The 12,349-nt window shown below is 62.8% G+C and carries 14 protein-coding genes and 1 tRNA gene; 10 read left to right on the top strand and 5 right to left on the bottom strand.

The window, feature by feature from the left end:
- The first annotated feature begins 8 nt into the window (after positions 1–8).
- The 4 genes from ROE7235_RS07590 (at position 9) to phnN (ending at position 2,913) form a co-directional block, all read left to right on the top strand.
- Complete coding sequence (locus ROE7235_RS07590) at positions 9–854, top strand: alpha-D-ribose 1-methylphosphonate 5-phosphate C-P-lyase PhnJ (protein WP_121094236.1); 846 nt, start codon at positions 9–11, stop codon at positions 852–854.
- The gene (phnK, locus tag ROE7235_RS07585) at positions 851–1,621 is read left to right on the top strand and encodes a phosphonate C-P lyase system protein PhnK (RefSeq protein WP_121094234.1); all 771 of its coding nucleotides are present in this window, start codon (positions 851–853) and stop codon (positions 1,619–1,621) included. The genes ROE7235_RS07590 and phnK overlap by 4 nt, the downstream gene beginning before the upstream one ends.
- A gap of 63 nt (positions 1,622–1,684) precedes the next feature.
- Positions 1,685–2,371, top strand: a complete 687-nt coding sequence (gene phnL / locus ROE7235_RS07580; protein WP_121094232.1) for a phosphonate C-P lyase system protein PhnL — start codon at positions 1,685–1,687, stop codon at positions 2,369–2,371.
- Positions 2,368–2,913, top strand: a complete 546-nt coding sequence (gene phnN / locus ROE7235_RS07575) for a phosphonate metabolism protein/1,5-bisphosphokinase (PRPP-forming) PhnN (protein WP_121094230.1) — start codon at positions 2,368–2,370, stop codon at positions 2,911–2,913. The genes phnL and phnN overlap by 4 nt, the downstream gene beginning before the upstream one ends.
- Here the strand turns inward: phnN and ROE7235_RS07570 are convergent.
- The gene (locus ROE7235_RS07570; RefSeq protein WP_121094325.1) at positions 2,888–3,568 is read right to left on the bottom strand and encodes a DUF1045 domain-containing protein; all 681 of its coding nucleotides are present in this window, start codon (positions 3,566–3,568) and stop codon (positions 2,888–2,890) included. The genes phnN and ROE7235_RS07570 overlap by 26 nt on opposite strands.
- Before the next feature lie 94 nt (positions 3,569–3,662).
- Between ROE7235_RS07570 and ROE7235_RS07565 the strand changes: the two genes are divergently transcribed.
- Positions 3,663–4,805, top strand: a complete 1,143-nt coding sequence (locus ROE7235_RS07565) for an alpha-D-ribose 1-methylphosphonate 5-triphosphate diphosphatase (RefSeq protein ID WP_121094228.1) — start codon at positions 3,663–3,665, stop codon at positions 4,803–4,805.
- Positions 4,806–4,814: 9 nt separating this feature from the next.
- On the opposite strand, the gene ROE7235_RS07560 is transcribed toward ROE7235_RS07565, so the two are convergent.
- The 4 genes from ROE7235_RS07560 to ROE7235_RS07545 form a co-directional block, all read right to left on the bottom strand.
- A tRNA-Arg gene (locus ROE7235_RS07560) sits at positions 4,815–4,891 on the bottom strand.
- Positions 4,892–4,972: 81 nt separating this feature from the next.
- Positions 4,973–6,370 carry a sensor histidine kinase gene (locus ROE7235_RS07555; protein WP_121094227.1) on the bottom strand — a complete coding sequence of 466 codons (1,398 nt, stop codon included), beginning with the start codon at positions 6,368–6,370 and terminating at the stop codon, positions 4,973–4,975.
- Positions 6,371–6,397: 27 nt separating this feature from the next.
- Positions 6,398–7,792, bottom strand: a complete 1,395-nt coding sequence (locus tag ROE7235_RS07550) for a dihydrolipoyl dehydrogenase family protein (RefSeq protein WP_121094225.1) — start codon at positions 7,790–7,792, stop codon at positions 6,398–6,400.
- A complete protein-coding gene (locus ROE7235_RS07545) occupies positions 7,789–8,517 on the bottom strand; it encodes a TVP38/TMEM64 family protein (protein WP_121094223.1) in 729 nt (242 codons plus the stop codon). The genes ROE7235_RS07550 and ROE7235_RS07545 overlap by 4 nt, the downstream gene beginning before the upstream one ends.
- 276 nt (positions 8,518–8,793) lie before the next feature.
- Here ROE7235_RS07545 and rpmH point away from each other — a divergent pair, with 276 nt between their 5' ends.
- The 5 genes from rpmH (at position 8,794) to yidC (ending at position 12,349) form a co-directional block, all read left to right on the top strand.
- Positions 8,794–8,928 carry a 50S ribosomal protein L34 gene (gene rpmH, locus ROE7235_RS07540; protein ID WP_072244369.1) on the top strand — a complete coding sequence of 45 codons (135 nt, stop codon included), beginning with the start codon at positions 8,794–8,796 and terminating at the stop codon, positions 8,926–8,928.
- A gap of 39 nt (positions 8,929–8,967) precedes the next feature.
- Positions 8,968–9,378, top strand: a complete 411-nt coding sequence (gene rnpA, locus ROE7235_RS07535; protein WP_370743548.1) for a ribonuclease P protein component — start codon at positions 8,968–8,970, stop codon at positions 9,376–9,378.
- The gene (gene yidD, locus ROE7235_RS07530; protein ID WP_121094219.1) at positions 9,375–9,635 is read left to right on the top strand and encodes a membrane protein insertion efficiency factor YidD; all 261 of its coding nucleotides are present in this window, start codon (positions 9,375–9,377) and stop codon (positions 9,633–9,635) included. Before rnpA ends, yidD begins: the two co-directional genes overlap by 4 nt.
- 1 nt (position 9,636) lies before the next feature.
- Positions 9,637–10,482: a tRNA 2-thiocytidine(32) synthetase TtcA gene (ttcA, locus tag ROE7235_RS07525; protein WP_121094217.1), complete on the top strand. Its 846-nt coding sequence runs from the start codon at positions 9,637–9,639 to the stop codon at positions 10,480–10,482.
- 100 nt (positions 10,483–10,582) lie between these two features.
- Complete coding sequence (gene yidC, locus ROE7235_RS07520; RefSeq protein WP_121094216.1) at positions 10,583–12,349, top strand: membrane protein insertase YidC; 1,767 nt, start codon at positions 10,583–10,585, stop codon at positions 12,347–12,349.

The following is a 12,349-nucleotide window of genomic DNA, read 5'->3' as shown; positions in this document are numbered from 1 at the left end:
GTAAGCCCATGACCGAGTATAATTTCGCCTATCTGGACGAGGCGACCAAACGCATGATCCGGCGCGCCCTGCTGAAGGCTGTCGCGATCCCCGGCTACCAGGTGCCGTTTTCCAGCCGTGAAATGCCGATGCCCTATGGCTGGGGCACCGGCGGCGTGCAGGTGACAGCCGCGTGCCTTGTGCCCGAGGACAGTTTGAAAGTGATCGACCAAGGGGCGGATGACACCACCAACGCCGTGTCCATCCGTAGCTTTTTCGAAAAGGTCGCGGGTGTGGCCACGACCGAGTCGACGGCAGATGCCAGTGTGATCCAGACGCGCCACCGCATACCCGAAGCTCCGCTGGTGGCGGGGCAGATCCTTGTCTTTCAGGTGCCGATCCCCGAACCCCTGCGCTTTCTGGAACCGCGCGAGACCGAGACCCGCACCATGCACGCGCTGGAAGATTACGGGTTGATGCAGGTACGCCTATACGAGGACATTGCCCGCCATGGCGAAATCGCGCGCGCCTATGCCTACCCCGTCAAGGTCGAGGGGCGATATGTGATGGACCCGTCGCCCATTCCGAAATTCGACAATCCGAAGCTGAACATGTCGCCGGCCTTGCAGCTTTTCGGCGCGGGACGGGAATGCCGCATCTACGCGCTGCCGCCTTTCACGCGGGTCGAAAGCCTCGACTTCGAGGATTATCCCTTCACCCCGTCAAAAGCCGCAGGCCATGATTGCGCGATATGCGGCGCGCAGGACAGCTATCTGGATGAAGTGATCACCGACGACAGCGGCGGGCGCATGTTCGTCTGCTCGGACACCGATTACTGCGCGACGCGCGCCGCGCAGATGGAGGCAAACGCATGACCCCCTTGTTGCAGGTCGAGGGCCTGAGCAAACGCTACGGTGCGCATATTGGCTGCGCCGATGTGGATTTCACCTTATGGCCCGGCGAGGTGATGGGTATTGTCGGCGAGAGCGGATCGGGCAAGTCGACGCTTCTGAACTGCCTTGCCGGACATCTTGCGCCCGATACAGGCCGCGTCATCCTTGACACTCGGGCGCATGGCCCGCGCGACACGCTGACGATGTCAGAGCCGGAACGCCGCTGGCTGGCGCGCACAGACTGGGCCTTTGTCCACCAGAACCCGCGCGACGGGCTGCGCATGGGCGTCAGTGCAGGCGGCAATGTCGGCGAGCGGCTGATGGCCGTGGGCGCGCGCCACTACGGCGACATTCGCGCGCAGGCCGCCGATTGGCTGACCCGCGTGGAAATCGATACCGCCCGGATGGATGACCGCCCCAGTACGTTCAGCGGCGGCATGCAGCAGCGTGTTCAGATCGCGCGCAATCTGGTGACGGGGCCACGGTTGGTGTTCATGGACGAACCCACGGGGGGGCTGGATGTCAGCGTACAGGCGCGCCTGCTGGACCTGTTGCGCGGATTGGTGCGGCGACTGGGCCTGTCTGTGGTGATCGTGACGCATGATCTGTCCGTGGTGCGCCTGCTTGCGGACCGGCTGATGGTGATGAAGGACGGCCATGTGGTGGAAGAGGGCCTGACGGACCAGGTGCTGGACGACCCGCAACACGGGTATACGCAGCTTCTGGTCAGTTCGGTGCTGCATGTGTGACCAAATTGGCCGTGGCCAGCCGCGTGTCGTGAGTATTTGGGGCAAGATGAAGGACAAAGAGGCATGATAGAGGTCAGGGATGCGGGCAAACAGTTCGTGCTGCACAATCAGGGCGGCACGGTGCTGCCGGTCATGGAAGGTGCCAGCCTGCGGGTCGGGCCGGGCGAATGCGTGGCGCTGACCGGAGCCTCTGGAGTTGGAAAGTCGACCCTGATGCGGATGATCTGGGGCAATTACCGTTGTGATGCCGGGTCAATCCGTGTGGATGGGGTCGAATTGCGCAATGCCGCCCCGCGCGACGTTCTGGCGCTGCGCCGCGACCGGCTTGGGTATGTCAGCCAGTTCCTGCGGGTTATTCCGCGTGTGCCCGCGCTGGATGTTGTGGCCGAGCCGTTGCTGGTGCAAGGGATGGAGGAGGCCGAGGCGCGCCTTCAGGCCGGAGCGATGCTGGCCAAGCTTAACATTCCGCAACGGTTGTGGGGGTTGTCGCCCACGACCTTTTCCGGCGGCGAGCAGCAGCGGGTGAATATCGCACGCGGATTTATCCATCCCTGGCCCGCAATGTTGCTGGATGAGCCGACAGCGAGTCTGGATGCTGCAAACCGCGCCATTGTCCTGGATTTGATCACCGACGCCAAGCGCCGTGGCGCCGCGATACTGGGCATCTTCCATGATGCCGATGCGCGCGCGGCAGTATGTGACCGCGAGGTGGATGTGCAGGGCTTCGCGCCCAAGGAGCGGGCGGCATGAGCGCGGGCCAGCTTGTTGTCGTGGTCGGTCCGTCCGGCGTCGGCAAAGACACGCTGATCGCCGCGCTGGCAGACGCCTGCCCCGATGTTGTGGTCGCGCGCCGCGTCATCACCCGTGCGGCGGGCGCAGTTGGAGAGGATCACGACGCGGTCAGCGAGGCGCTGTTCGACGCACGCCTTGCCTTGGGGCAATACGCGGTGCACTGGGCCGCGCACGGGTTGCGCTATGCAATTCCGGCCAGCATCGACACGGAACTTTTGGCGGGGCGGATGGTGGTGTTCAACGGGTCACGCCGTGCGCTGCCCGCAATCCGCGCGCGCTACCCGGAGGCGCAGATCTTGATGATCACCGCCGCGCCAGAGGTGCTGGCTGCACGGTTGCGCGCGCGCGGACGCGAATCCGCGCGCGAGATTGCCGCAAGGCTGAAGCGGGTCGGGACCGATCTGCCCGACGGCGCAGTTCTGATCCGGAATGACGGCACGGTCGATGCGGCGCTGGAACAGATGTTGCGCGCGCTCAACCTGTCAGCGCAAAGCGCCTGAGCAGATGGAAACGCCCATCCGCATCTTCGCCGAATACCGCCAGTTCCGACAGGCTGTGATGCTCTGCCAGCACCGGCCCGAACCATGCGTCGGCGGCGCGAAACACGTCGCGCATCGACGCCGGGTCCAGCTGGCCGCTGAGCGTGACGTGGAAGCGGAACTCTTCCATCACATAGGGATAGCCCCATTGCACCAGCAGCGCATCTTGGCGCGCGCTCAGCCCCGCTGCACGGCGCCGGTCCATGTCTGCTTGCGACAGGGGCGCGCGAAACGGGTCCAGAGAGCGCACGACTTCTGCTGCCAGATCGCCAAGCGCCGCGGGCTGCGGGTTGGGAACAATGGCCAGAAAAGCCCCCAGCATGCGCAGACGCAATTGCCCCAGATCGACGGCTGGGCGCGACTGGGCGAAGGTCTCGACCGCGTCGAGAAAGGTTTCGGGCGGTGTGGCCAGCCGCATCGGCGGTTTGAGCGTGCCGTGCAGCCCGTATTTGCGGGGTGTTTGCGTAACCGTTGCCAGATCCAGACCCAGATCCGGATGGGGCAGTGCGCGGCCATCGGCCACGTCCCAACCCAGCCACCGCGCGCCTGCTATGGCGAATTCGCTGCCCACGGGTGGCGCGTAGAAAACCGCGTATCGGGTGTAAGCGTCGGGCATGGCGGTGGTCCTATCCATGAACTGCCGTTGTCGTGCCATGACTGCGTGACAGTCGCATGACGCCAATCTGTATCCTACTGACAGAAGGTCGCAAATGACAGAACTTGTCTTGTCCAATGCCCAAGTGGTCCTGCCCGACGAGGTGATGCACGGATCGGTGCTGATACGGGACGGGCGGATTGCCGCGATTGATCCGGGTGCGTCTGCCGTGCCCGGCGCGGTCGATTTCGCGAGGGATATCCTGTGCCCCGGCCTGATCGAGTTGCACACCGACAATCTGGAACGCCATCTTGCCCCGCGTCCCGGCGTGGATTGGCCGCATGCCGCCGCCGTCGTGGCCCATGACCGCGAATTGGCAAGCTGCGGCATCACCACCGTGTTCGATGCCCTGCGGCTTGGGTCGCTGACCGGGCAAGACCGGCGCGGACGCGGACGATATGCGCGCGATCTGGCGCATGAGTTGTTGCAAATGCGCGCTGCCGGGGCGCTGAAGATCAGCCATTTCCTGCATCTGCGGGCGGAGGTCTGCTCTGAGACTCTGATTGAAGAGCTGGATGAATTCGGCGCAGAGGACCGCGTGGGCATTGTCAGCCTGATGGACCACACTCCTGGGCAGCGCCAGTTTTCCGACCTTGCGCAACTGCGGGTCTATATGCGCGGCAAACACGGCATGACGGATGCAGAGTTCGAAGACCATGTCGCCCGGCAGAAAGCGCTGGGTGAGCGAGTGCGCGTGGGGCATGAACACGCCGTGGTGCAGGCGGCGCGGCGCTATGGCGCGGTGCTAGCCAGCCATGACGATACGACCAAGGCGCATGTCGATACGTCTGCCGAGCATGGGGTGCGGCTGGCAGAGTTCCCCACCACGCTGGATGCAGCACGCGCCTGTCATGCACACGGGATCGCCGTGATGATGGGCGCGCCGAACCTTGTGCGCGGCGGGTCGCATTCGGGAAATGTCGCGGCGGGTGATCTGGCGCAGGCGGGCCTGCTGGATATTGTCTCTTCGGACTATGTGCCTGCCGCGCTGTTGCAGTCGGCCATCCTTTTGGGACAGATTTGGGGCAATTTGGCTGCCGGATTGGCGACAGTCTCGGCAGCACCGGCCCGCGCGGCAGACATGCAAGACCGGGGCGCGCTGAACATCGGTTTGCATGCCGACCTGTTGCGCGTCCGAACGAAGGGCCCAACACCACTGCTGCAAGCAGTTTGGGTGCGTGGCGAGCGTGTCGCATAAAAAGGAAAATGGCGCACCCGAAAGGATTCGAACCTCTGACCCCCTGATTCGTAGTCAGGTGCTCTATCCAGCTGAGCTACGGGTGCGTTGGGGCGTGATTATCGCCCCGCCAAAGGGTTTGCAAGGGGGGGGCGGCGGTGTTTTTGCGGGTTTTCGTCAAAAACCTGTCACGTGTTTTCCGGCAGCCAGATACGGAATTCGGTGCCATCGCCGTCAGAGCGGACAAGCTCCAGCCGCCCGCCATGGCCGCGCACCAGCTCTGCCGCGATCGCCAGCCCCAGACCGACGCCGCCCTTGCGCACACCGCCCTGAAAGGCCTCGAACAGGTGGTCGCGCGCCTTGGGTGGCAGGCCCGGCCCGCTATCTCCGATGCGGATCGCGACGCCGGATTGACCCTCGTCCACGGTCTCGGTTGCGGTCAACTCTATCACGCCGGGCTTACGCGTGGCTTCCAGCGCTTGGCGCGCATTGCGCACAAGGTTGCCCAGCACACGGAAAAGTTGTTCGCTGTCGGCGCGCAGGTGCAGCGTCGGGCTGACATCAGTGACAAAGGTGATGGTGGCGGTCGTGTCGGTGGCGAGTTTCTCGCTTTCGATCACGTCTTCGACCAGCGGGGCAAGACGCAGGCGTTCCAGACGGGGCGGTGGTTCCTCCGCCTTGCCAAAGGCCAAGGTCGATTCGCACAGGTTGATCGCCCGCGACAGCGACCCTACCAGCTTGGGTGCGGCGCGTTTCACGCTTGGATCTTCGCTCATCTCTATCCGGTCGGCGAGCATGGACGCGGTGGTCAGCATGTTGCGCAAATCATGGCTGATCCGCGCAACCGACCCGCCAAGCTGGGCCAGCCGTTCTTTCTGGCGCAGCAGCCCGGTCAGGTCATTCTGCAGCTTTTGCAGGGCATCCTCTGCTTGCCGCAATTCTGCGATGTTGGATTGCGGTGTGATGATACGAGTCGCGTCCTGCGGGGCCTCGGCATAGTCCGACATCGACCGGATGACCCTGCTCATCGGGGCAACGACAAAGATGCGCACCGATAGGTAAAGCAACAGCGCCGTGAACACCGAAATTGCCAGCGACAAAGCCAGAATGCGCGCGCTGTATTCCCACAATTCGCGTTGCAATTGCGCCGTGTCGAGCGTGATCTCGATCAACAATCCACCGCGCTGCACGGGGTTGCCGATAATGCGGATGATGCGTGGTTCGGACCGCGCCATTTCCTGCAACGCATCGCGTGTCAGGCCCAGCAGGTTGGCATCCCGTAAGTCGTAGCTCGCATCCACCGGGCCGGGCAGGGGCGAGGCCAGAACCAGTTCGCGCACCTCGTCGCGGCGCAGCACCACGTTGAACACTCCGGCATTGTCCAGCAGTTCTGCGGCCAGCTCGCCCGCGATAGAGCCGTCAGAGGCGAGAAGCGCCAGCGAAGCGATCTGTGACCGCTCCAGCCGCGCTTCCAGGTAGTCGGCACGGTAGCGCGCGACCGAGGGGCCGAAAATCAGCACCTCGGCCACCATCACGAAGATGACAACCAACCACAAGAACCGTCCTGATAGACTGTTTGCAAACATGTCCGCCCGTTGTGCCCGCGGGCCGGGTCAGGGCAGCCATTTCTGCACCAGCCGCACCACGCGCTTCACAGTAGGGTTATCAAACAGTTTGACAGAGAAATAGGCCCCAGCGCCGCGTTTGCCGATTTCCGCCAATGTCGGGTAGGGCAGAACCGTATTCGCGATGGCCGACAGCTTCAGATTATTGGCAATCGCCAGCGCGTAGGGGGCAATCAATTCGCCCGCCTGTTTACCCACGATGGTGCAGCCAACGGGGCGGCCGTTTGCGACCATCAGCTTCAGAAAGCCCGTTGTCGCGCCCTCGGCCTGCGCGCGGTCTATCTGGTCATAGCCCACCTTGTGGACCGACAGTTTGATGCCGTATTCCTTGCGCGCATCCGACTCTGACAGGCCGACATGGGCCAGTTCCGGGTCGGTATAGGTGACATGCGGTATATGGTCGGCGCGCGATTTGGCGGGCAGGCCAAACAGCATGGCACGGATGATGATCCCCGCCTGATACCCCGCCAGATGTGTGAACTGCCCTTTGCCGGCCACATCGCCAATGGCATAGACGCGTTTGTTGGTGCTGCGCAGGTCCATGCCAACCTTGACCCCGCCACGGTCGGTTTTCACACCCGCGCGGTCCAGATCCAGCTTGTCCAGATTGGGTTTGCGCCCCACAGCGACCAGCAGATGCGTGCCGGTGAAAATCGTGCCGCCCTTGACCTGCACCTCTATGGCGCCCGCGCGGCCGGACAGCTTTTCGACCTGTGCGCCCTCAACAATGTCGATCCCTTCGGCGCGCAGGCTGGCCAGCACGATCTCGGCGGCCTCTGGGTCGTCTCGGCCCATGGCCTTTGCGCCCTCGATCACAGTGACCTCTGACCCAAGCCGTTTGTGTGCCAGCGCCATTTCCAGCCCGATGGGACCACCGCCGATGACCAGCAAATGGCCGGGGCGCGCCTGTTGGTCGAAAATCGTTTCATTCGTCATGTAGGGGATCGTCTCTATCCCCTCTATGGGGGGCACGAACGGGGCAGAGCCCGTGGAGATGACGAAGCGGCGTGCCGTAACCTTGGTGCCATTCACCTCGACCGTATCGGGGCCGGTGAAGCGCCCGTAGCCTTGCAGCACCTGCACACCCAGCCCTTCAAACCGTTCGACCGAATCATGTGGCTCGATCGTGGCGATGGTCGCTTTCACATGCGCCATGGCATTGGTGAAATCGGCGGGCGAGGGTGTGCCCCCCCGCGCCTTTGCGTCGCGCGCCTGCGCCAGCAGCGCCTTGGAGGGCACGCAGCCATAGTTCAGGCAGTCGCCGCCCATCTTGTGACCTTCGATCAGCACCACACGCGCGCCCATCTGCACTGCCCCTGCCGCCACCGACAACCCGCCAGAGCCACCACCGATAACGCAGATATCCGTTTTGATCGTGCTCATGCTTTACGCTCCTTGCGGATGGATTTGACTATGGTGGGCAGAAAGGACAGGGCCGCCAGCCCCAGCAACGGGCCAATGATATGGGGCTCGAATATAATGCCCAGGTTGGGGGTTTCGCCGCGCGCGAACACTTCCCCAAGGCCCACGCCGACCCACGTGTAGATTATCCCGCCGGGGATGATGCCGAAGAATGTGGTCGCCGCGAAAACGGATGTGCGCACCCCGATCAGCGCGGGGATGACATTTGCCACGAAGAATGGCAGCACCGGCACCAGACGCATGGAAAACAGGACCGACGCGCCGTTGTCGCGGATGGCTTGGGTCATGCGTTTCACCCGCCCGTCGCTGGCGTCGATCTTTTCGGCCAGCCCTTTGCCCAAGCCCGTGCGCACGGCCAGAAAGATCAGCACCGCGCCAATGGTTGCGCCAAGGATGTTGAACAACGCGCCCGGAAACAGGCCGAACAGAAAGCCGCCGGTCAGGGTGGCGGGCGTCGCACCGGGCAAGGAAAACGCGACGATTGCGATATAGGCTGCGACAAAGGCCAGCGCAGTCAGCGCATAATTGGCGTCGCGGAAGGCCAGAAGCGCCTCTCGGTTGTCGCGCAGGGCATCAAAGCTCAGGTAGTCGCGCAGCGCGAAGGCGCCGATGGCGGCCACCACCACCAGCGCGATCAGCGGCAGCCTTGCCCGCCATGCTGACGGTTTGGGGTCGGGTATGGTCACAGAGGACTCCTTCGGTTCAGGTTACAGGCTGCACTTCGTCCTGAATGCCGCATGCGTTGCGGATGTGACAGGCCTATCACGCTTGGTTTACCGTGCGTGACCGTATCGGGCCGATTGTTTCAATTCCGCACCGATTGCCGCGCTGAACCCGGTTTTCCGAATTGACTTGGCGGGGCTGGCCTTGTAACTTGCGCATCTGAGATTGATTGGACGCCGATTCCGGTAGGGAAAACGCGTGCCATAACGACTGTATCATACTGACAAGGACGCCAAGCGATGAAACGCACATTTCAGCCCAGCAATCTGGTTCGCAAGCACCGTCACGGGTTCCGCGCGCGCATGGCCACCAAGGCGGGCCGCAAGATCATCAACGCGCGCCGCCGCATGGGCCGCAAGAAGCTGACGGCCTAAGCCGTCCGGCCCGGTTCGGGCCGTGCCATGGGTGACAACATGAATGCGCCGGGTTCAGACAGGGTGGGGGACGACGCCTCGCCCAAGTCTGGCCCGGTTTCGTCATGTGTGACTGTGGAAACCCTGAAACAGCGCTCCGATTTCCTGCGCGCCGCCAAGGCCAAGCGCGCGCCGTGCCCGGCATTCTTGTTGCAAGCGCGCTCGCGTGACGACGCGGCCTTGATCCGCGTGGGCTATACCTGTTCCAAGAAGGTCGGGAATGCCGTCACGCGCAACCGTGCCAAGCGGCGCTTGCGCGCCATGGCGCGGCAGGTGATGGCGCAGCATGGCCGCCCCGGTTGGGATTATGTTCTAGTCGGTCGCCCCGGTGCGACCGTCAGCCACGATTTCGCGGCCATGGTCGACGATCTGGAACGCGCGCTGGGCAAGCTGCATGGAGGCAAGCCATGACGCCGCTGGCATGGATCGTCTCGCTTCCCATCCGGTTTTACCGCCTGGTGTTCAGCCCATGGGTCGGCCATGGCTGCCGATTCCAGCCGACATGCTCTGCCTATGCGATGGAAGCGTTGGAACGTCATGGCGCAATAAAGGGTACATGGCTGACCATCCGCCGTCTTGGTCGGTGTCAGCCCTTGGGCAGTTCCGGCTATGACCCGGTGCCGGGGGCCGACCCGGCCCATGATGCGTGCACGCACGGAAAGGACTGACATGTTCGACGATACCGACCTGCCGCCGCTGCTGCAGAACGCGCCCGATAGCACAGAGTTTCGCAAGCTGCGCAAGCGCATCATCCGCGAAACCCGTGCGGCGATCGACCAATACGGCATGATTGAGCCGGGTGCGCGTTGGCTGGTCTGCCTGTCGGGCGGCAAGGACAGCTACACCCTGCTGGCGGCACTGGTGGAATTGCAATGGCGCGGGCTGTTGCCGGTCGAGCTGCTGGCCTGCAATCTGGATCAAGGCCAGCCGGGGTTCCCGGCGACCGTTTTGCCAGAGTTCCTGACAAAAATGCAGGTGCCCCACCGCATCGAGTATCAAGACACCTATTCCATCGTGATGGACAAGGTGCCCGCCGGTCGCACCTATTGCGCGCTGTGTTCGCGCTTGCGGCGCGGTAACCTGTATCGCGTCGCGCGCGAAGAAGGGTGCAGCGCCATCGTGCTGGGCCATCACCGCGATGACCTGCTGGAGACGTTCTTTATGAACCTGTTTCACGGCGGGCGCGTGGCGACGATGCCGCCCAAACTGGTAAACGAGGAGGGCGATCTGTTCCTATATCGCCCGCTCGCCTTCGTGGCCGAGGACGATTGCGACCGTTTCGCCCGTGCGATGGACTACCCGATCATCCCGTGTGACCTGTGTGGCAGCCAAGACGGGTTGCAGCGGATGCAGGTCAAGGCGCTGCTGAACGAGTGGGAAAAGCGCACTCCCGGACGGCGCAACACGATGTTCCGCGCGCTCATGAACGTGCGCCCATCGCATATGCCGGACCCCGAACTGTTCGATTTTCTGGCCCTTGCGCGGGAAATCGCCCCGCAAGACGACCCGACCTGACCCGGATGTGACGCCGCATACACGGGAAAACCGCTTGACCTTTGCCCGCCCCTTCTGTTGAACCGGGCGCGACAGCCGCAATGACAGGAACGCCCCTTCGATGGACGATCAGAATCGCAATCTTCTAATGGCATTCGCGCTATCCTTGCTGGTTCTTGTCGGCTGGATGTACATGTTTCCGCCGCCCGAACCCGTCGCGATCTCGGACGAGGAGGCGGCGGAACTGAGCCTGCCGCCAGCCGAAGGTGCGCAGACCATGGCAGAGGCCGACGCACCTGTGGCCGAAGAATTGCCCCGCGTCGCGATTGAGACCCCGCGCCTGAAGGGCTCCATCAACATGTTGGGCGGGCGGATCGACGATCTGTCCATGAAGGATTATTTCGAGACAACCGATCCGGGCTCCGACATTGTCCATCTGCTAACGCCAGAGGGCCGGAACGAAGCGTTTTATGCCCTGCAAGGCTGGCGGCCGGGCCGCGACATGACATGGGACGACGTGCCGGGGGCCAACACGCCTTGGCAAGTGGTCGATGGCAGCGCGCTGGCGCCCGGTAGCCCCGTCACCATCGCATGGGAAAACGGCGCAGGCCTGCGCTTCAGCCGCACGTTCGAGGTGGATGAGAACTATATGTTCACCATCACCCAAGCGGTCGAGAACACCGGCACCGATACCGCGCGCATGGCCCCCTACAGCCTGTTGTCGCGGCATGGCGAACCCGCCGATCTGGAGAATTTCTTCATCAGCCACGAAGGCTTTGTCGAGGTCGCTGACGGCACCTTGACCGAAGAAAGCTATGGCAACGTGCGCGATTTCCGTGTGGATGATCGCGAGGCCACCCATGCGCGCGTCGTCGAGGTGCAGGAAAACGGTTGGCTGGGCATTGCCGACAAATACTGGATGGCGACCATCATTCCCATTCCGGGAGAGTCGTTTACCGCCGTATCCCGCTACATTCCGGCCCGCGATGTGTACCAGACCCGTGCCGATCTGCCGACCGTCGCAATCGGTCCGGGCGAAAGCGCAGAAGCGCAGACCATGCTGTTCGCCGGGGCCAAGGAATGGACCACCCTGCGCACCTACGAGTCAGAGTTGGGGATCGAACGGTTCATCGACGCAATCGACTGGGGCTGGTTCTTTTTCCTGACCAAACCGATTTTCGCCACGCTCTATTTCATCGAAGGTTTGATCGGCAATATGGGGTGGTCCATTGTTGCGCTGACGCTGCTGATCAAGGCCGTCCTGCTGCCGTTGGCGTGGAAATCCTATGTCAGCATGGCGCGGATGAAGGAACTTCAGCCCGAAATGATGGCGCTGAAGGAACGCGCAGGCGACGACCGCCAGAAGCTTCAGCAAGAGATGATGAAGCTTTACAAGGAAAAAAAGGTCAATCCGGCGGCAGGCTGCTTGCCGATCCTGTTGCAGATCCCGATCTTCTTCTCGCTCTACAAGGTGATTTTCGTCACCATCGACCTGCGTCATGCAGAATGGTTCGGCGTGTTCAACGATCTGTCCGCACCCGATCCGACCTCTATTTTCAACCTGTTCGGTGTACTGCCTTGGGCCGCACCGCCGCCCGACAGTATTTTGTCGCTGGTCTTTATCGGTATCCTGCCGATCTGCCTTGGCGTGTCGATGTTCCTGCAAATGCGCCTGAACCCCGCGCCGACAGAGCCGATCCAGCAAATGGTCATGACATGGATGCCGTGGATTTTCATGTTCATGCTGGGCTGGTTCGCGTCTGGTCTTGTGCTCTACTGGATCGCCAACAACACGATCACGTTCATCCAGCAATACTCGATCATGTCCATGCATGGGGCCCGACCCGATCTGCTTGGCAATATCGGCGTGAAAAAGAAGAAGAGCTAG

Source organism: Roseinatronobacter ekhonensis (assembly GCF_900499075.1).
In the GTDB taxonomy this organism is placed as follows: Bacteria; Pseudomonadota; Alphaproteobacteria; order Rhodobacterales; family Rhodobacteraceae; genus Roseinatronobacter; species Roseinatronobacter ekhonensis.
The sequence above is the reverse complement of the archived record's forward strand: the minus strand, read 5'-3'. Positions and strand labels throughout refer to the sequence as shown.